15 protein-coding genes are annotated in these 17898 nt (G+C 70.8%); 6 read left to right on the top strand and 9 right to left on the bottom strand.

The genetic code is table 11. From position 1 onward, the window contains the following. From AB0I94_RS10905 to AB0I94_RS10890, 4 genes are all read right to left on the bottom strand, one after another. Entirely contained in the window at positions 1-1995 is a 1995-nt protein-coding gene (locus AB0I94_RS10905; protein ID WP_363309166.1) for a fructose-specific PTS transporter subunit EIIC, read from the bottom strand. A gap of 79 nt (positions 1996-2074) precedes the next feature. Continuing rightward, complete coding sequence (gene pfkB, locus AB0I94_RS10900; RefSeq protein WP_363309320.1) at positions 2075-3022, bottom strand: 1-phosphofructokinase; 948 nt, start codon at positions 3020-3022, stop codon at positions 2075-2077. Between the two features lie 80 nt (positions 3023-3102). Further along, positions 3103-3864, bottom strand: a complete 762-nt coding sequence (locus AB0I94_RS10895) for a DeoR/GlpR family DNA-binding transcription regulator (RefSeq protein WP_363309165.1) — start codon at positions 3862-3864, stop codon at positions 3103-3105. A gap of 236 nt (positions 3865-4100) precedes the next feature. Continuing rightward, positions 4101-5672 (bottom strand): MFS transporter, encoded by a 1572-nt coding sequence (locus AB0I94_RS10890; protein ID WP_363309164.1) that lies wholly within the window; start codon positions 5670-5672, stop codon positions 4101-4103. A 233-nt stretch (positions 5673-5905) separates the two neighbouring features. Here AB0I94_RS10890 and AB0I94_RS10885 point away from each other — a divergent pair, with 233 nt between their 5' ends. Beyond that, positions 5906-6868: a YafY family protein gene (locus AB0I94_RS10885; RefSeq protein ID WP_363309163.1), complete on the top strand. Its 963-nt coding sequence runs from the start codon at positions 5906-5908 to the stop codon at positions 6866-6868. A 292-nt stretch (positions 6869-7160) separates the two neighbouring features. Here AB0I94_RS10885 and AB0I94_RS10880 read toward each other — a convergent pair whose 3' ends face one another. Continuing rightward, entirely contained in the window at positions 7161-8168 is a 1008-nt protein-coding gene (locus tag AB0I94_RS10880; RefSeq protein WP_363309162.1) for a sigma-70 family RNA polymerase sigma factor, read from the bottom strand. Positions 8169-8351: 183 nt separating this feature from the next. Here AB0I94_RS10880 and AB0I94_RS10875 point away from each other — a divergent pair, with 183 nt between their 5' ends. Further along, entirely contained in the window at positions 8352-8894 is a 543-nt protein-coding gene (locus tag AB0I94_RS10875) for an N-acetyltransferase family protein (RefSeq protein ID WP_363309161.1), read from the top strand. Positions 8895-8975: 81 nt separating this feature from the next. Next, positions 8976-10040 carry a questin oxidase family protein gene (locus AB0I94_RS10870; protein ID WP_363309160.1) on the top strand — a complete coding sequence of 355 codons (1065 nt, stop codon included), beginning with the start codon at positions 8976-8978 and terminating at the stop codon, positions 10038-10040. A gap of 22 nt (positions 10041-10062) precedes the next feature. Here the strand turns inward: AB0I94_RS10870 and AB0I94_RS10865 are convergent, their stop codons facing one another. Further along, positions 10063-10845 carry a class III extradiol ring-cleavage dioxygenase gene (locus AB0I94_RS10865; RefSeq protein ID WP_363309159.1) on the bottom strand — a complete coding sequence of 261 codons (783 nt, stop codon included), beginning with the start codon at positions 10843-10845 and terminating at the stop codon, positions 10063-10065. Positions 10846-10962: 117 nt separating this feature from the next. Here AB0I94_RS10865 and AB0I94_RS10860 point away from each other — a divergent pair, with 117 nt between their 5' ends. Beyond that, complete coding sequence (locus AB0I94_RS10860; RefSeq protein ID WP_363309158.1) at positions 10963-11487, top strand: MarR family transcriptional regulator; 525 nt, start codon at positions 10963-10965, stop codon at positions 11485-11487. Positions 11488-11566: 79 nt separating this feature from the next. On the opposite strand, the gene AB0I94_RS10855 is transcribed toward AB0I94_RS10860, so the two are convergent. Together AB0I94_RS10855 and AB0I94_RS10850 are read right to left on the bottom strand one after the other, a co-directional pair. Beyond that, positions 11567-13075 carry an MFS transporter gene (locus tag AB0I94_RS10855; RefSeq protein ID WP_363309157.1) on the bottom strand — a complete coding sequence of 503 codons (1509 nt, stop codon included), beginning with the start codon at positions 13073-13075 and terminating at the stop codon, positions 11567-11569. A gap of 205 nt (positions 13076-13280) precedes the next feature. Further along, entirely contained in the window at positions 13281-13937 is a 657-nt protein-coding gene (locus AB0I94_RS10850; RefSeq protein WP_363309156.1) for a helix-turn-helix domain-containing protein, read from the bottom strand. A gap of 285 nt (positions 13938-14222) precedes the next feature. On the opposite strand from AB0I94_RS10850, the gene AB0I94_RS10845 reads away from it, so the two are divergent. Continuing rightward, on the top strand, positions 14223-15506 hold the full coding sequence (locus tag AB0I94_RS10845; RefSeq protein ID WP_363309155.1) for a M6 family metalloprotease domain-containing protein: 1284 nt from the start codon (positions 14223-14225) through the stop codon (positions 15504-15506). Between the two features lie 9 nt (positions 15507-15515). On the opposite strand, the gene rho is transcribed toward AB0I94_RS10845, so the two are convergent. Next, entirely contained in the window at positions 15516-16715 is a 1200-nt protein-coding gene (gene rho, locus AB0I94_RS10840; protein ID WP_363309154.1) for a transcription termination factor Rho, read from the bottom strand. A 362-nt stretch (positions 16716-17077) separates the two neighbouring features. Here rho and AB0I94_RS10835 point away from each other — a divergent pair, with 362 nt between their 5' ends. Continuing rightward, entirely contained in the window at positions 17078-17869 is a 792-nt protein-coding gene (locus tag AB0I94_RS10835) for a 3-hydroxybutyrate dehydrogenase (protein ID WP_363309153.1), read from the top strand. Positions 17870-17898 lie beyond the last annotated feature (29 nt).

The following is a 17898-nucleotide window of genomic DNA, read 5'->3' as shown; positions in this document are numbered from 1 at the left end:
TCAGACAGCCGCGGGCACCCGCTTCTCCGTCGCCGCTTCCTCGCCCGTGACACCGCCCTGTGAAGGGGCCGTCCTCCGGGCGCCCTTGAGCAGGATGACCGCGACGGTCGAGACGCCGACACCGGCGGCGATCGCCACCAGGTACAGCAGCGGCTGCCCGATGAGCGGCACCACGAAGATGCCGCCGTGCGGGGCCCGCAGCGTGCAGCCGAAAGCCATCGACAAGGCGCCGGTGACCGCGCCGCCCGCCATCGACGCGGGGATCACCCGCAGCGGGTCGGCCGCGGCGAACGGGATGGCGCCCTCCGTGATGAAGGAGGCGCCCAGGAACCAGGCCGCCTTGCCGTTCTCACGCTCGGCCCTGGTGAAGAGCCGGCCGCGGATCGTGGTGGCGAGGGCCATGGCGAGCGGCGGGACCATGCCCGCCGCCATCACCGCGGCCATGACCTTGAAGCTGCCATCGGTCGGGTTGGCGAGGCCGCCGACGGCGAAGGCGTACGCGACCTTGTTCAGCGGGCCGCCGAGGTCGAAGCACATCATCAGGCCGAGGATGACGCCGAGAATGATGGCGTTGGCGCCGGACAGGCCCTCCAGCCAGTCCGTCAGCGCGCTCTGCAGCGAGGCGATGGGCTTCCCGATGACGAGGAACATCAGGAAGCCGACGACCGCGGACGAGATCAGCGGGATCACGACCACGGGCATGATGCCGCGAAGGACGTCCGGGATCTTCACGCGCTGGATGCCCATGACGACCGCACCCGCGATCAGACCCGCCGCGAGGCCGCCCAGGAAGCCCGCGTTGATCGTGACGGCGACGGAACCGCCGACGAATCCGGGGACGAGTCCTGGCCGGTCGGCCATCCCGTACGCGATGTAGCCCGCGAGGACCGGCACCAGGAAGGCGAAGGCGAGTCCGCCGATCTGGAAGAGGAGCGCGGCCCAGCTGGTGGTGTCCGTCCACACGAAGTGCTCGGCGACGGACGGCGCCTTGTCGATCTTCCAGCCGCCGATGGCGAAGCCGAGCGCGATGAGGAGGCCGCCGGCGGCGACGAAGGGGACCATGTAACTGACGCCGGACATCAGCCACTTGCGCAGCTTGGTGCCGTAACCGTCGCCGCTGTCCCCGGTGTTGTCGACGGGGCTCGGCCCGACGTCCGCGGTGATCTCGCCGCGGGCCGCCTTGGCCCGGGCCTCCGCGATGAGCTCGGCGGGCCTGCTGATGCCCGCCTTCACGCCGACGTCGACCGTGGGCTTCCCGGAGAAGCGGTCCTTGTCCCGTACGGGGACGTCGTGCGCGAAGACGACCGCGTCCGCGGCGGCGATGACCGCCGGGTCGAGGCGGGTGAAGCCTGCTGAGCCCTGGGTCTCCACGGTCAGCTCTACGTCTGCCTCGCGGGCGGCGTTCTCGAGGGACTCGGCTGCCATGTAGGTGTGGGCGATGCCCGTGGGGCAGGAGGTGACCGCCACGATGCGGAACGGTTCCGCCGGGGCGGGGTCGTTCTCCGGCTGCGGGGCCGTGGGTTCTTCTGTCGTCTCCCCACCCGCCCGTCCATTGCCCTGGATCAAGTCCGCCGCCGTCCCCGCGTCCGTCGCGGCCCGCAGCGCGGTCGTGAACTCCTCGTCCATCAACTGCCGTGCCAGGGAGGACAGGATCGTCAGGTGGGCGTCGTCGGCCCCTGCGGGGGCGGCGATCAGGAAGATCAGGTCAGCGGGCCCGTCCGGCGCCCCGAAGTCGATGCCGTCGGCCGAGCGGCCGAAGGCCAGGGTCGGCTCCGTGACGTGGGCACTGCGGCAGTGCGGGATGCCGATGCCGCCGTCGAGGCCGGTCGGCATCTGGGCCTCGCGGGCGGCCACATCCGCGAGGAATCCGTCCAGATCGGTCACCCGGCCCAGGGCCACCATGCGCTCGGCGAGGGCACGGGCCGCCGCTTCCTTGGTTCCGGCGGACCGGTCGATTTCGAGGTCGACCAGTTCCGCGGTGATCATCTCGCTCATCGCGGGCTCCTTCGCACGCGTATCGCCCGGAGGGCGGGGGTGGGCACGGGGGTGTGGGGGCGGGGGTGGGGCCGGGGGGTCATGACGCCGGCTCCGTCAGTACGCGGTCCAGGGGGACCTCCGACGTGACGGTGACCGCGTCGGGCGCGAGGTCCGAGGGGGTCGGCATCGCGCTGCCGGGGAGCTGGACGGCTGCCGCGCCGTGCGCCACGGCCGAGGCGAGGGCGGTGGCGCCGGTGCCGCCCGCGATGAGGAAACCGGCCAGGGAGGAGTCACCGGCGCCGACGTTGCTGCGTACGGTGTCGACCGGCGCGCAGCCGAAGTACGTGCCCGAGTCGTCCACCAGGAGCTGGCCGTCCGCGCCGAGGCTGGCGAGCACGGCCCGCGCGCCCAACTGCCGCAGCTCTTCGGCGGCCTTGACCGCGTCGCCGACGGTCGCCAGGGGGCGGCCCACAGCTTCGGCGAGCTCCTCGGCGTTCGGCTTGACCACGTCGGGGCGTTCGGCGAGGGCGGCGAGCAGGGCCGGTCCCGAGGTGTCGAGGGCGATGCGTGCACCGGCGGCGTGCGCGCGGGCCACCAGGTCGGCGTACCAGGACGGGGCGAGCCCGCGGGGCAGGCTGCCGCAGCAGGCGATCCAGTCGGCGCCGGTGGAGCGCCCCCGCACGGCGGAGAGCAGCAACTCGGCTTCGGCACCCGTCAGTTCGGGCCCGGTGGCGTTGATTTTGGTGAGCGTGCCGTCGGGTTCGGCCACCGCGATGTTGGAGCGGGTCTGGCCCGCGACCCATACCGGGGCGACCTTGATGCCCTGCTCGTCGAGGAGCTGGGCGACGAGTGCGCCGGGCGCGCCGCCGAGCGGCAGGACGGCGAGCGTGGCCGCGCCGGCCGCCGCGACCGCCCTCGATACGTTGACGCCCTTGCCGCCTGGGTCCATGCGGTCACCGGTGGCCCGGATGACCTCGCCGCGGTCCAGCGAGGGGATCTCGTAGGTGCGGTCGAGGGAGGGGTTGGGGGTGACGGTGAGGATCATGCGCGTACGTACCGTTTCGTTGCCACTGACCTGCGTGCTGCTGCTGTCCGCGTTCTTTTCCGGGCCGCCGCCCGTGCCGCTCATGCGCGGATCACCTCGGTGCCGCGGGCCTCGATCGCCTCGGCGTCCTCGGGGCTGAGCCCCGTGTCGGTGATCAGCAGGTCCACGTCGTCGAGATCACCGAAGCGCGCGAAGTGCTCCTGCCCGTGCTTGGTGGAGTCCGCGAGGAGCACCACGCGGCGGGCCGCGCCGATCGCCGCGCGTTTGACGGCGGCTTCGGCGAGGTCGGGGGTGGTCAGACCGGCTTGTGGGGAGAAGCCGTTCGCGGCGACGAAGAGGACGTCGGCGCGGATCTCTCCGTACGCCCGCAGCGCCCACGCGTCGACGGCGGCGCGCGTACGGCTGCGGACGCGGCCCCCGATCAGGTGGAGCTGGATGCCGGGGTGGTCGGCGAGGCGGGCGGCGGTGGGCAGGCCGTGCGTGACGACGGTGAAGGTCGCCTCCAGCGGGAGGGAGGCCGCGAGGCGGGCGACGGTCGAGCCCGCGTCGAGGATGACGCTGCCTTCGGTGGGGAGCTCGGCCAGGGCGGCGTGGGCGATGCGGTCCTTCTCGTCGGCCGCCGTCCCCTCTCGCTCCGCCAGGTCCGGTTCGAAGTCCAGACGTCCGGCCGGTATGGCACCGCCGTGCACGCGACGCACCAGACCCGCGCGGTCGAGGGCCTTCAGGTCGCGCCGGATGGTCTCGGCGGTGACCTTGAACTCCTCCGCCAGCGACAGTACGTCGACCCGCCCGCCGTCACGCGCGAGCCGCAGGATCTCCTGCTGCCGCTCCGGTGCGTACATGTCCGTTTGCCTCCGCGGGATGCCCGAGTGTGTGGTTTCCCCAGCAGAGTACGACCGAGACACCTCAAAGTAAACAGGTTCGGGCTTTCGCCAGACACAAACGGACGTCCGCCCCTATTGAGCGGGCCCAGGGTGGGTGGGTGAGGGGGCCATCACCCGCCGTCCGTCCCCGGACGCGACGGCGGCCCAGGCAGAGCTCTGGGCTCCGCCTGGGCCGTGCCACGTCACTCCTTCGCTCAGGAGGTCAACGCGGGCTCCCGCTCGGCAAGTTCATCACCGGAGACATCGCCGGCAGCGGCCTCGTCGCCACCGCCACTGCCATCGCCACCGTCAGCGCCCTCCACATGCTGGCGCGGCCTCGACGGCAGGGCGAACATCAGCAGGAAGATGGCGACGAGCACGCCGACGACCCACCACAGCGAGTTCTGGAACGCGCCCACGATCTCCATCGGCACCTCACTCCGCGCCGCCTTCTCGTCGATCACGCCGAAGAAGACCACGGAGACCAGGCCGAGTCCGAGCGCCGTACCCATCTGCTGCACCGTGTTGAGCAGCCCGGACGCGGACCCGGAGTGCTCACGCGGCACGTCGGACAGGATGGCGTCGGTCAGGGGCGCGACGATGAAGCCCATGCCGGCGCCCATCACGACCAGCGGCAGCGCCATCTGCCAGGACGCGATGTCCGCGCCGTACCGGTCCGCCTCCCAGATGTAGAGCAGCACCCCGGTGGCCATGGTGAGCGCGCCGCCCTGAAGGACCTTGCGCCCGAACCGCGGTACCAGCTTCTGCACGGACATGCCGGCCGCCACCGAGACGGCGATCGAGAACGGAATCCCGGTCGTGCCGGCCCGCAGCGCGCTCCAGTCGAGCCCCTCCTGCATGTACAGGGTCCAGACCAGGAAGAAGATGCCCATGCAGACACCGAACACGGTCTGCACGGCGATGCCCGCGGCGAAGCTCTTCACCTTGAACAGGGACAGCTCCACGAGCGGCGAACCGTCCCTGGCCGCCTTCGCCTTCTCGTACGCGATGAGCGCGCCGAAGACGACGAGTCCGCCCGCCATCATGGCGTAACCCCACAGCGGCCAGTCCAGCTCCTGCCCGCGGGTGAGCGGGTAGAGGACCATCAGCATGCCGAGCGTGACGAGGACGACGCCGACGAGGTCGAGCTTGAGTGCCTTCGGTGCCTTGGACTCGGTGATGAACTTGCTGCCGAGGATCAGTCCCGCGATGCCGACGGGCAAGTTGATGAGGAAGATCGGGCGCCATTCGAGGCCGAAGAGGTTCCACTGGGTGAGGAGTGCGCCGAGCAGCGGTCCCGATACGGCGCCGAGTCCCACGATCATGCCGAAGAGCCCGAAGACCTTGCCCCGCTCGTGCGCGGGGAAGGTGGCGTGCACGATCGACAGGACCTGCGGGACCATCATCGCGGCCATGCCGCCCTGGAGGATGCGCGAGGCGACCAGCATCTCCGGGTTGGCGGCGAACCCGCAGAGCGCGGAGGCGACCGTGAAGCCCGCGATCCCTATGAGGAACATCCGCTTGCGCCCGTGGATGTCACCGAGCCGCCCGCCGGTGATGAGCCCGGCCGCGAACGCGAGCGCGTAGCCCGCGGTGATCCACTGGATCTGGCTGTACGAGGCGCCCGCCTCCTGCTGGATGGACGGGATCGCGATGTTGACGATGGTGACGTCGACGAGGTCCATGAAGGCCGCGGTCATCACGATGGCGAGGGCGAACCAGCGGCGCCGGTCGGCGGCGGCGGAGGCCGTTCCTGGCGGTGCTGTGGCGGGGCTGTTGTAAGTCATGAGGGGAGATTAGAAGCCATATAGGCCAGAGCGTGTCCTAGATGCGCGGCATCCTGGAAGACATGACATCGACTTCCGGCACGACCTCGGAATGGGCGGAACGGTCCGCCGCCCGATCACGTGGCTCTGATGGATCACTCGACTCTGACGGATCAGGCTGCTCTGACGGATCACGTGGGTCCGGTGACTCAGGTGGTTCTGGCGGCTCCGGTGGCTCCGGTGGCTCCGGTGGTATGGACACCCCGGCTCGGCTGCTGCAGCTCCTCTCCCTTCTCCAGACCCCGCGCGAGTGGCCCGGTGGGGAGCTGTCCGACCGGCTCGGCGTCAGCCGTCGTACGGTGCGGCGCGACATCGACCGGCTGCGGGACCTCGGCTACCCGGTGCAGGCCAGCCAGGGGGCGGCCGGCGGCTACCGCCTGGTCGCGGGCAAGGCCATGCCGCCACTCGTACTGGACGACGAGGAGGCGGTGGCGATCGCGGTGGGGCTGCGGGCGGGGGCGGGCCACGCGGTGGAGGGCGTGGAGGAGGCGTCGGTACGGGCCCTTGCGAAACTCGAACAAGTCCTCCCCTCCCGTCTGCGCCACCGCGTCCAGACGCTGCAGATCGCCACGACCCCGCTGACCAGCGGGGACGGTGCCAGCATCGCGCCCGAGACGCTTACGGTCATGGCGTCCGCGGCGGCGGGCCAGGAGCGCCTCCGCTTCGCGTACCGCTCCGGTGACGGCACCGAGTCCCGTCGCCTGACGGAGCCGCACCGGCTCGTGTCCACGGGGCGGCGCTGGTATCTCGTCGCGTACGACATCGATCGCGACGACTGGCGCACCTTCCGGGTGGACCGGGTGTCGTCCCCCTTCGCCACCGGCGCTCGCTTCGTCCCCCGGGAGCTGCCGACGGGGGACGCCGCGGAGTTCATCCGCCGGTCGATGTGGCGGGGTCAGCCCTCGTACGCGATCGACGTGACGTTCGAAGCGTCCGCGGAGACCATCGCGGCGACGTTCCCTGCCGCCCTGGGTACGCCCGAGCCCGTGACGGACACGAGGTGCCGCCTGCGTGCCACGGTGACGGATTCCCTCGACTGGCTGGCGGTTCGCCTCGCCACCGCGGGCTGCGATTTCGTGGCCCATGGCCCACCGGAGCTGGTCGCTTCCCTCCGGGAACTGGGCTCCCGCCTCCACCGGGCGTCTTCCCCGGCGTAGGCAGGCCGCGGGCCTGTCCCAGAGCTCCCTCTCCCGCGGGCGGGGCGGTTCCATCTCCACCTGGGCTGCGCAGGGCCCTGTCCCGCGCTCCGCGCGGATCTTTCCCGCCCACCCACCCGATTACCCCGGAGCAACGGGTGGGTGGGTGGGAGACATCCGCGCGGAGCGCGGGACACGATCCCCCCCACAGCCGCAAGGCAAGAAAAAGGCAAGGCAAAGACAAAATGAGCCCCGGTGCCGGGGGGGGATGGCACCAGGGCTCAGCTATGGGGAGACCGCTCAGGCCGACCGCCTAGGCCGCCGCGTCGAAGCCCGTGTCCCGAGCCAGCTTCTTCAGTTCCAGCAGCGCGTGCTTCTCGATCTGACGGATCCGCTCACGCGTCAGACCATGCTGCTTGCCGACCTCCGTCAGCGTCCGCTCGCGGCCGTCATCGATGCCGTACCGCATCTTGATGATGGAGGCCGTGCGCTGGTCCAGGCGGCCGATCAGGTCGTCGAGCTCCTCGCTGCGCAGCAGCGTCAGGACGGACTGCTCGGGCGAGACCGCGGAGGTGTCCTCGAGGAGGTCACCGAACTGCGTGTCGCCGCTGTCGTCCACGCCCATGTTGAGCGAGACCGGGTCGCGCGCCCAGTCCAGGACGTCCGTGACACGCGCGGGCGTGGAGTCGAGCTCCGCGGCGATTTCCGCCGGCTCCGGGTCGCGCCCGTGCTTGCGGTTGAACTCGCGCATGACCCGGCGGATCCGGCCCAGCTCCTCCACCAGGTGGACGGGGAGGCGGATGGTGCGGGACTGGTCGGCTATGGAGCGCGTGATGGCCTGACGGATCCACCACGTGGCGTACGTGGAGAACTTGAAACCCTTGGCGTAGTCGAACTTCTCGACCGCGCGGACCAGGCCCGCGTTCCCCTCCTGGATCAGGTCGAGGAGCGGCAGCCCACTGCGCGGATAGCGGCGGGCCACGGCGACGACGAGGCGCAGGTTGGACCGGATGAAGACGTCCTTCGCCCGCTCGCCGTCGGCGACCAGCGCCTCGAGCTCCTCGCGCGATGCGGAAGTGCCGGGGACGGAGTCCTCGACGTCACCGTCGAGTATCTTCCGGGCATACACACCGGCCTCGATGATCTGGGACAGCTCGACTTCCTTGGCGGCGTCGAGCAGCGGCGTACGCGCGATCTCCTCGAGGTACATGCCGACCAGGTCGCGGTCGGCGATCTCCCCGCCTACGGCGCGAACACTGCGTGCCGCGTCGGTCTCGCCGGAGGAGGCGGACTTACGACGGGCGACGGCACGGGTTGCCATGCGTGCTCCCTTGCGTGTGGAGGTCCTGGTCGGCCTTTTCACAGGCCTCTGTGGTGGAAACCACACCCTTGCGGGTGCCCTGCTTCCACTGGAAACAACGACTGGAATCCGGACAGAATTCCCAAGCCGCGCAACTATTTTCCTGACGTTGCAGTACCCTGTGCCGCCACAAAGGGAGGCCGGATGATTTCGGAGCGTACAGAGGTGCAGGTCAGGCCGGGCACGGAGGACGATCTGGGGGCCCTGACCGCTATCTACAACCACTACGTACGCGAGACGGCGATCACTTTCGACACGGCCGTCTTCCTGCCGGAAGAGCGCCGCCCTTGGCTGCTCTCCCACCCTGAAGACGGCCCCCACCGCCTCTTGGTTGCCCAGGAGCGGGATTCCGGCCCGCTCCTCGGGTACGCCACGAGTTCTCCTTTCCGGGCCAAGCCCGCCTACGCCACTTCTGTTGAAGTCAGCGTCTACTGCGCGCCGGGCGCCGCGGGCCGTGGCATCGGCACCCTGCTCTACGAGGCGCTCTTCGAGGCCCTCGAAGGCGAGGACCTGCACCGGGCCTACGCGGGGATCGCCCAGCCGAACGACGCTTCCCGCCGCCTCCACGAACGTGTCGGCTTCCGGCACGTCGGCACGTACCGCGAGGTGGGCCGCAAGTTCGGCCGCTACTGGGACGTCGCCTGGTACGAGCGTCCCCTGGGCCCCCGGCCCGGAAGCGGGTCCTAGGTCCCGACCGGGCCCGCCCTAAGCCCTGACCTAGGGCGCAAGGCCGTTACATCCCCGCCCGCGCCCGCCTACCGTGCCGCCATGGACGCCACAGCAGACGCCACAGCAGACGCCAGAGCCGACACCACCGGCACCCTCGACGAAGCCCTGCAGCGCCTGCACGCCTCGGGTCCCGAGCGGCTCGGACGGCTGACCAACCACGCGCCGATGGCCGTCGAGGCGCTCGCCGCGCACGGCCGGGCCGATGCGGTCCACCGCTGGCTCGAGCTGTACGCGCCGAAGTTGGAGGAGTACCCGAGCGCGGTCGGGTCAATCACCGACGACGACTGGCGCGAGGCCCTCGGCGACCCGCGCCGTGCGGCGGACTGGATCGCGTACTTCCGCAGGCAGGTCGGCGAACGCCCGTGGCGCGACGTGCTCGCCGCGTGGTGGCCGATCCTGCTGCCGGGCATGTACGGCGGCTCCACCCACCCGGTGATCCGGGTGGGCCACGCGGTGCGCACGCTCCTGTCCGGCGAGGCGACCGAACCCCGCGTCGCCGAACTCGCCCACGGCCTCGGCTACTGGGCCGCCCGCCACCGCCCCGTCACGGGTGTCGAGCTCCTGCCCTTGGGCGACAGCGAGGGCGCGGGCACCGCGGCCGCCGCCCTGGACGCCGTCGAGCCGATCCCGGACAGGGACAGCGGTGGCTTCCCCGCCAGGCTGGGCCGGGTCGCGGGCCTGCCCGCGTGGGCGGCCACGGTGACGGACCCGGACGAGGCACACCGCGCGCTCACCGAGCTGGTGCGGGCGGCCACCCACCGGTACGCCACGCACGGCCACGGCGAGGAGACCATGCTGGTGCACGCCTCGACCGCGCCCAACGCCGTGCTGCGCGCCCTGCCCGCGCTGCCCCGCACCCTGTGGGCGCCGAGCCTGCACGCGGCCTGGACGGCATCGGCCGCCGTTACCTCGATGTACGCCCCTGACGCGCCGGTCACCTACACCGCGCCCGGCACCTTCGCCCCCGAGGAGGTCTTCGAGCGGGCCCTCGCGCACGGCGACGAGCACGTCATCAAGTTCACCGACACGGCACTGGACATCGGCGACGAGCGCGCCCTGACGGCGGCCCTGCGCGCGGTCGAGATCAGCGAACCGCTCAGGTAGCGGCAGCCGTAGCGGCAGCCCCTCACCCGAACTGCACAGACCTCTTGGCGAGCCCCATCCAGAACCCGTCGATCACGCTCCGTTGCCCGCCGAGGTCCCCCGAGGCCTCCGCCGCCCCCAGCGTCACGAACAGGGGCGCGAAGTGCTCCGTGCGCGGATGCGCGAGCTCGCCCGCCGGGGACGTGTGCCGGAAGTCGAGGAGAGCGTCCACGTCGCCCGCGCCGAGCGCCTCGTGCCCCCACGCGTCGAACTCCACCGACCACGACGGCGTACCGCCCTGGCGCAGTGCCGCCAGGTTGTGCGTGAAGAAGCCGCTCCCGACGATCAGTACGCCCTCGTCCCGCAGCGGCGCCAGCTTGCGGCCGATGTCCATCAGGCGGCGCGGATCGAGGGTCGGCAGGGATATCTGGAGCACGGGGACGTCCGCGTCGGGATACATCTCGACGAGCGGGACGTACGCCCCGTGATCGAGCCCGCGATCCGGGATGTCCTGCACCGGTGTACCCGCCCCGCGCAGCAGTTTGCGTACGGAGTCGGCCAGGTGAGGGGCGCCCGGGGCGGCGTACGTGACCTGGTAGTAGTGCTCGGGGAAGCCCCAGAAGTCGTAGACCAGCGGGGCCGTCTGCGTCGCGCCGAGCGCGAGCGGGGCCTCCTCCCAGTGGGCGGAGACCATGAGGATGGCCTTGGGGCGCGGCAGCGCGTCCGACCAGGCACGGAGCTGGTCCGGCCAGAGCGCGTCGTCGGCCAGCGGCGGTGCGCCGTGGCTGAGATACAGGGCGGGCATGCGCTCCTGGGTTGCGGTCATGGCGGCGCCTCCGAGAACGTACGAGGACTAGTTGCTTTAACTCTCAAGCTTCGCTCGACGATGACCCTACGCGTATATTGTTTAACTTTCAAGGAAGGGCTGCGTACAGTGGAGTACATGGACACGGCACCCACTTCTTCCCCCGACGCCCCCGGCGGGGAACCGCGCTGGCTCGACGACGAGGAACAGCGCACCTGGCTCGCGTATCTGCAGGCCACCACACTCTTGGAGGATCACCTCGATCGCCAGTTGCAGCGCGACGCCGGCATGCCGCACATCTACTACGGCCTTCTGGTCCAGCTCTCCGTCGCCCCGCGCCGGCGGCTGCGCATGACGGAGCTGGCCAAGAACACCAAGATCACCCGGTCCCGTCTCTCGCACGCCGTCGCGCGCCTGGAGAAGAACGGCTGGGTGCGCCGCGAGGACTGCCCCTCCGACAGGCGCGGCCAGTTCGCGATCCTCACCGACGACGGGTACGAGGTCCTGCGCAGGACCGCGCCCGGTCATGTCACCGCCGTGCGCCAGGCGCTCTTCGACCGGCTCACCCCGGAACAGCAGAAGTCCCTCGGCGAGATCATGGTGATCGTCGCCGAGGGACTTCAGCCGAAGGAGGCGGGGGCGGACCTGCCCTGGCTCCGCTAGCGCCTTGGCCCTCCTTACGGGGCGCTACTCGCCACGCCAGGTGGTCGCGGTCAGTGCGCGACCACCGGAATGGTCGCGGTCAGTGCGCGACCACCGGAATCCTGATCTCGTCCTCCGCCCCGTCCGTCTCACCCGAGGCGGCGGAAGAGCCGCTCTGGGCACCGGTGTTGATGAGGGCGAAGGCGATCGCGGCAGCGGCGGCCAGGATGCCGACGGCCCACCAGATCGCGCTGGTGTAGCCCTCGACCATGGCCTGCGCCTGGACCAGCTTCTGGGCCGCGGGAGTCGTCGCGCCCGCCGCGTGGTCCGCGATGTACGCGGTCGTGGCGGAGGCGGCGATGGTGTTCAGGAGTGCGGTGCCGATGGCGCCGCCGACCTGCTGCGAGGTGTTGACCATCGCGGAGGCGACACCGGAGTCACGCGGCTCGACACCGTGCGTGGCCAGCGACATGGCGGGCATGAACGCCGTACCCATGCCGAGGCCGAGCAGCAGCTGCGCGGGCAGGATCAGACCGGCGTACGAGGTGCCGATCTCCAGCTGCGTCAGGAGCAGCATGCCGATCGCCGCGACCACGAAGCCGGGGCCCATCAGGAGCCGCGGTGCGACGCGGGTCATCAGGCGGGCGCCGATCTGCGTGGAGCCCGCGATCATGCCGACGATCATCGGCAGGAACGCGAAGCCGGTCTTCACCGGCGAGAAGCCCTTGACGATCTGCAGGTAGTACGTGAGGAAGAGGAACAGGCCGAACATCGCGATGATCGCGAGGCCGAGCGAGAGGTAGACGCCACCGCGGTTGCGCTCGGTCAGGACGCGCAGCGGGAGCAGCGGCGACTTGACCTTCGCCTCGGTGAGGACGAACGCGGCGAGCAGGACGGCGGAGCCGACGAACATGCCGATCGTCAGGGCGTCCGACCAGCCGGCGGACTCGGCGCGCGTGAAGCCGTAGACCAGGGCGACCAGGCCGAGGGTGGACAGGACCACGCCCGGGATGTCGAGCGGCGAGCGGTTGCGGGCGCCGGCCGGCTCGCGGATGACGAAGTACGCGCCGAGGGCGGCGATGACGGCGAAGGGGATGTTCACGAAGAACGTCCAGCGCCAGTTCAGGTACTCGGTGAGGAAGCCGCCGAGGATGAGGCCCACGGCGCCACCGCCACCGGCGATCGCACCGTAGATGCCGAACGCCTTGGCGCGCTCCTTGGCATCGGTGAACATCACCGCGAGCAGCGAGAGGGCGGCGGGCGCGAGCAGCGCGCCGAAGACGCCCTGGAGGGCGCGGGCGCCCAGCATCATGGCCTCGCCGGTCGCGGCGCCGCCGAGGGCGGAGGCCGCGGCGAAGCCGATCAGGCCGGTCACGAAGGTGCGCTTGCGGCCCCAGATGTCGGCTATGCGGCCACCGAAGAGCAGCAGGCCGCCGAAGGCCAGGGCGTAGGCCGTGATGACCCACTGTCGGTTGCCGTCCGAGATGCCCAGGTCCTGCTGGGCGGAGGGCAGCGCGATGTTCACGATGGTCGCGTCGAGGACGACCATCAGCTGCGCGAGCGCGATGAAGATCAGCGCTTTCCAGCGCCTGGGATCTGTTTCTGACATGGGAGAAGCCACCTAGCGGTACGAGTGGTGAAAAAGTGACGGAAAGGCGAAGGCGACGCGTGTCGCGCGCCGACGAGACGCGTGCCACGCAGAACGAAGCCGGGCTCCATCGAGCGGCATCGAGCGGCATCGAGCGGCATCGAACGGCGTTGTGCGAAGTCAGTGGAGTGGTGAAGTCAGTGGGGCCGAGCGGGTCGGGCGGGACTCAGGACTGGCGGAGGTCCTCCAAGGTCGCCGCCTCACCGGGCAGCTCGGAACGGGCGGGCGCCATCAGGCCGTCGAGGAACAGCTGCAGATGACGGTGGACGAAGCGGTCCATGTTCGGGCACGCGGTGCCGGGCAGCGGCCTGGTGAGCTGGGAGAGGGCGACCATCAGGTCCCCGACGGCGATGTCGGTGCGCAGCTGCCCGGCCGCGCGCGCCCGTCGCATGAGCCCGTCGGTGACGGCTTCGAGCCGCTCACGGGCATCGACCAGATCCGGATGATCGGGGTCGAACGCCGACTGGAGCATCGGGCACAAGGCGCCGATCCGCTCGTCGGCGGAGGCGTGTACGAACCGGCGCAGTTCGTCGAAGGCGACGGTCGGGTCGGCCTCGGCCGCCGCGATCGCCGCCTCGGCGTGTGCCGCGACGCGGTCGGTGACCAGCAGGACGACCTGGTGGACCAGTTCGGAACGGTCGCAGAAGTGCCGGTAGACCGTGGCGTTGCCGACGCCGGCGCGCCGCGCGATGTCGTCGAGCGGCACGTCGGGGCCGAACTCGACGAACATCTCGCGTGCGGCGGCGACGATCCGCTCCCGGTTGCGCAGCGCGTCCGCCCGCGGGCGGGGCGTGCGGCGCTGTGCAGCGGTGGCGGTTTCCACGGCGGCCCTCCTCAAGCTTGTGATCGAGCCTCTGGACGGTGCCGGAGCCTCGGATGCGCGATGCGGGGAATCACTCCCCGTTTCGCTCGGACACAGGTCTAAACGGGGAGACAGTCCCCGGATATTTCCCGTCCCCGACTTTCTTTCCGTGACCCGCGTCACACCTAAAGGAACAAGAAACCCACGATCGGTCGCACCCAGCGAGCGCCCGCGCACCCACCGGCACAGGGTGATCGAAAGGGTGCAGCCAGGACCGGCGGCTGCCGCTAGGGGAAGGCCCACCGCATGCAGCAGCCGACCTGGAGGCAGATACGCGCAGGGCGACGCGGCACCGCACTCGCCACCTGCGCCGTCCTTGCCCTCACGGTCACCACATCGGCGAGCACCGGCCGCCTGATGGAGGAGTCCCCCACGGCGGCGGGCCCCTCGTCCGTGGCCCGCGCGACCACACTCAACCCGTGCATGATCAGCGGCACGATGGGCGTCCAGATGTCGGAGGGCATGCCCACCTCCAGCGGCTACTCCCGCTCCACCGGCACCGTCCGGGCCCTGAACCTCATGGTCGACTTCTCCGACGCCCCCGGCGAGGGCACCGCGCTCGACCGCCTCGCGGAGTTCTTCCCGCAGACGTCGGACTGGTTTCGCACCAGCTCCTACGGACGGCTCGACTACCGCCCTCAGTCCCCGGTCTCCGACTGGCTGCGGATGCCCAAGAGCTTCAAGGAGTACGGGATAGAGCGTGGCGCCCCCTTCGACCCCGGCTACCGCGAACTGGTCACGGACATCGTGGAGGCCGCCGACCCGGACGTGGACTTCCGGGAGTACGACCTGGTGAACGTCCTCATCACGCCGAACGCGGGACCTTCCGCGCTGGACACGGTCCTCTCGGTGACCTTCGCGGGCAACACCGAGGCCCCGGTGGCGGACGGCGTCCCGGTCTCCAACGCGTCCTTCGTCTACAGCCGGCAGGACGACGGCTCGGGCAGCTACCGCGAGACGGGCTACCGCGTACTCCCCCACGAGAACGGCCACGTCTTCGGCCTGCCCGACCTCTACACGCAGGAGGGCGGCGGCGCGGCCGGCCACTGGGACATCATGAGCGAGGACTGGGGCGCCAACAACGACCTGGTGGCCTGGCACAAGTGGAAGCTCGGCTGGCTCGGCGACGAACAGGTCAGCTGCGCCTCGGACGCGGGCACCACCGAGCACACGCTGAGCCCGCTGCCGACGGAAGGCGGCACCAAGCTCGCCTTCGTGCCGCTGACCAAGCGGACGGGATACGCCGTCGAGGTGCGCACCCGGGGCGGCAACGACGAGGCGATCTGCAAGCCGGGCGTCCTCGTCTACCGGGTGGACGCGGAAGTCGATACGGGCCACGGACCGATCACGGTCTCCGACTCGACGAAGGACAGCGGCGGCTGCACGCGCCAGCCGAACGTCCACGCGGAACTCTCCGACGCGGCCTACGAGCCCGGACAGACCTTCACGGACAAGAAGACGGGCGTGCGCATCACGGTGACTGACATCGACGAGGCCGGCCGCTACCGGGTGCACGTCACGCGGCCGTGAGGCGGTGGCTCAGCCGCCGTTGACGTTCGAGGATCCCGCACCGGGCACGGTCTGCTGCACCTGTCGCAGGAACGCGGCGTTGTTCGGGGTCTTGCGCAGGCGCTCGATGACCGCCTCCAGGCTGCTCTGCGGGTCCCTGCCGTGCAGGGCGCGCCGCAGACCGCGTACGGCGGTCAACTCATCGGCGGGGACGAGGAGTTCGTCGCGCCGCGTGCCGGAAGGGGTGACGTCGACCGCCGGGAAGACCCGGCGCTCGGACATACCGCGGTCGAGGCGGAGCTCCATGTTGCCGGTGCCCTTGAGCTCCTCGAAGTAGTAGTCGTCGGCGCGCGATCCGGTCTCCACGAGCACGGTGGCGAGCATGGTCAGGGACCCGCCCTCCTCCGCGAGCCGCGCGGCACCGAAGAGGCGCTTGGGACCCTGGATGGCGGCGGCGTCGACACCGCCGGAGAGGGTACGGCCGCCACTGGACGCCGCGTTGTTGTACGCGCGGCAGAGCCGGGTGAGGGAATCGAAGAGCATGACGACGTCCTTGCCCTCCTCGGTGAGCCGCTTGGCGCGCTCGACGGCGAGTTCGGCCAGGGCGATGTGCTCCTTGGCGGGCCGGTCGAAGGTCGAGGCGAGCACTTCGCCCCGTACGGAACGCTTCATGTCCGTGACTTCTTCGGGCCGTTCGTCGAGCAGAACCACCATGAGGTGCGCCTCGGGGTGATTGGCGCTGACCGCGGCGGCGATCTGCTGGAGCAGCACGGTCTTGCCGGTGCGGGGCGGCGCGACGATGAGGCCGCGCTGGCCCTTGCCGACCGGGGCGACGAGGTCGATCAGCCGGGTGGCGATGCTGCCGCCGCCCGTGCCCGGTGTTTCGAGACGCAGGCGCTCGCGGGGGTGCAGCGGGGTCAGGTCGCCGAACCGTGCGCGCCTGTGCAGGGCTTCGGCGGAGTGTCCGTTGACCCGCTCGACGTCGGTCAGGGTGCGGGCCTTGCCGCAGACGCCCTGGACCAGGTCGCCCGCTCGCAGGCCGAGTCGGCGGATGAGCGCGGAGGGGACCTGCACGTCGTTCGGGGTGGGGAGGCAATCGCCCGTACGGAGATGGCCGTTGGCGTTGTGACTCACGTCGAGGATGCCGGAGGCGGTGGCGACGGGGGTCGCGGTGGCCGGGGTGGCGGTCCTGGTCCTGGTGTTGTCACGGGTGAGGGTTGCGGTACTCATGAAGGGGGTCCTTTCGCAGGCGTGCGAATGAAGGGGCCCGGCGGGACGGTGTGTACACGTCCCGTACGTCGGGCGGAGAAAAGAACAGCGGCAAAGGGCTTCGCGAAAAGAAGGAAAACTGTGGAAGCCGCGGAGCTGCGGGAGCCTCGACCGAGGCGGAAGAAAGTAGATCGGCACCGGCGCCACAGAAAGCGGCGTACACACGTGCTGTTCGCAAGGTAGCACAGCTCGCGGGCCACCGGGCGTGACGCGGGTCACCGGGATCGTCCGCGGAAGGCCGCGCCCCTCCACATGGAGCGCGCCCCGGTTATGTGGGCCCCACACATGGGAACCCCGTGCGCCGCACCCTTACGTTTCCGGCCATGACGAGCCCCACTCCCCGCGGTGACGCCCCCGCGGGACCTTCCGGAACCGACCTCACCGGACGCACCGCCCTGGTCACCGGCGGCGCGAGCGGCATCGGCCGGGCCTGTGCCGTGGCCCTGGCCGATGCCGGCGCCTTCGTCCATGTCGTGGACCGGCACGGTGACGCGGCCAAGGACGTCGCCGGTGAGATCGACGGCGAGGCGCACGCCGTGGACCTCGCCGACCCCGCCGCGGTGGAGACCCTGCCCACGCGCGTCGACGTCCTCGTCAACAGCGCCGGGCTCCAACACGTCGCCGCCATCGAGGAGTTCCCCCCGGAGCGGTTCGACCTGATCCAGAAGGTCATGGTCACCGCGCCGTTCCTCCTGCTGCGCCGGACGCTGCCCCACATGTACGCCCGCGGCTGGGGCCGCGTCGTGAACATCTCCAGCGTGCACGGGCTGCGCGCCAGCGCCTACAAGTCCGCCTACGTCACCGCCAAACACGCCCTGGAGGGCCTGAGCAAGGTCACCGCCCTGGAAGGCGCGACGCACGGCGTCACCAGCAACTGCCTCTGCCCCGGCTACACCCGCACCCCCCTCGTCGAGGACCAGATCAGCGCCCAGGCCGCCGCCCACGGCATCGACCCCGAGCAGGTCCTCACCGACGTACTGCTGCGGCGTTCCGCGATCAAGCGCCTCATCGAACCCGAGGAGATCGCCGCCGCCGCGCTCTGGCTCTGCGGCCCGCACAGCGGCTTCGTGACCGGCGCCTCGCTGCCCCTGGACGGCGGCTGGACCGCCGGCTGAAACCCCCGCTCCCCCCCAGCGCCCTTCCA

The sequence above is a fragment of the Streptomyces sp. NPDC050147 genome, assembly GCF_040660195.1.
GTDB lineage: Bacteria > Actinomycetota > Actinomycetes > Streptomycetales > Streptomycetaceae > Streptomyces.
Note: the sequence above shows the minus strand (reverse complement) of the source record. Positions and strands in the feature narration are given on the sequence as shown.

What these genes read in the sequence shown, in the direction of transcription:
- AB0I94_RS10905 (WP_363309166.1), bottom strand. Translation starts at nt 1,995, where the DNA reads ATGAGCGAGATGATCACCGCGGAACTGGTCGACCTCGAAATCGACCGG.
- pfkB (WP_363309320.1), bottom strand. Translation starts at nt 3,022, where the DNA reads ATGATCCTCACCGTCACCCCCAACCCCTCCCTCGACCGCACCTACGAG.
- AB0I94_RS10895 (WP_363309165.1), bottom strand. Translation starts at nt 3,864, where the DNA reads ATGTACGCACCGGAGCGGCAGCAGGAGATCCTGCGGCTCGCGCGTGAC.
- AB0I94_RS10890 (WP_363309164.1), bottom strand. Translation starts at nt 5,672, where the DNA reads ATGACTTACAACAGCCCCGCCACAGCACCGCCAGGAACGGCCTCCGCC.
- AB0I94_RS10885 (WP_363309163.1), top strand. Translation starts at nt 5,906, where the DNA reads ATGGACACCCCGGCTCGGCTGCTGCAGCTCCTCTCCCTTCTCCAGACC.
- AB0I94_RS10880 (WP_363309162.1), bottom strand. Translation starts at nt 8,168, where the DNA reads ATGGCAACCCGTGCCGTCGCCCGTCGTAAGTCCGCCTCCTCCGGCGAG.
- AB0I94_RS10875 (WP_363309161.1), top strand. Translation starts at nt 8,352, where the DNA reads ATGATTTCGGAGCGTACAGAGGTGCAGGTCAGGCCGGGCACGGAGGAC.
- AB0I94_RS10870 (WP_363309160.1), top strand. Translation starts at nt 8,976, where the DNA reads ATGGACGCCACAGCAGACGCCACAGCAGACGCCAGAGCCGACACCACC.
- AB0I94_RS10865 (WP_363309159.1), bottom strand. Translation starts at nt 10,845, where the DNA reads ATGACCGCAACCCAGGAGCGCATGCCCGCCCTGTATCTCAGCCACGGC.
- AB0I94_RS10860 (WP_363309158.1), top strand. Translation starts at nt 10,963, where the DNA reads ATGGACACGGCACCCACTTCTTCCCCCGACGCCCCCGGCGGGGAACCG.
- AB0I94_RS10855 (WP_363309157.1), bottom strand. Translation starts at nt 13,075, where the DNA reads ATGTCAGAAACAGATCCCAGGCGCTGGAAAGCGCTGATCTTCATCGCG.
- AB0I94_RS10845 (WP_363309155.1), top strand. Translation starts at nt 14,223, where the DNA reads ATGCAGCAGCCGACCTGGAGGCAGATACGCGCAGGGCGACGCGGCACC.
- rho (WP_363309154.1), bottom strand. Translation starts at nt 16,715, where the DNA reads ATGAGTACCGCAACCCTCACCCGTGACAACACCAGGACCAGGACCGCC.
- AB0I94_RS10835 (WP_363309153.1), top strand. Translation starts at nt 17,078, where the DNA reads ATGACGAGCCCCACTCCCCGCGGTGACGCCCCCGCGGGACCTTCCGGA.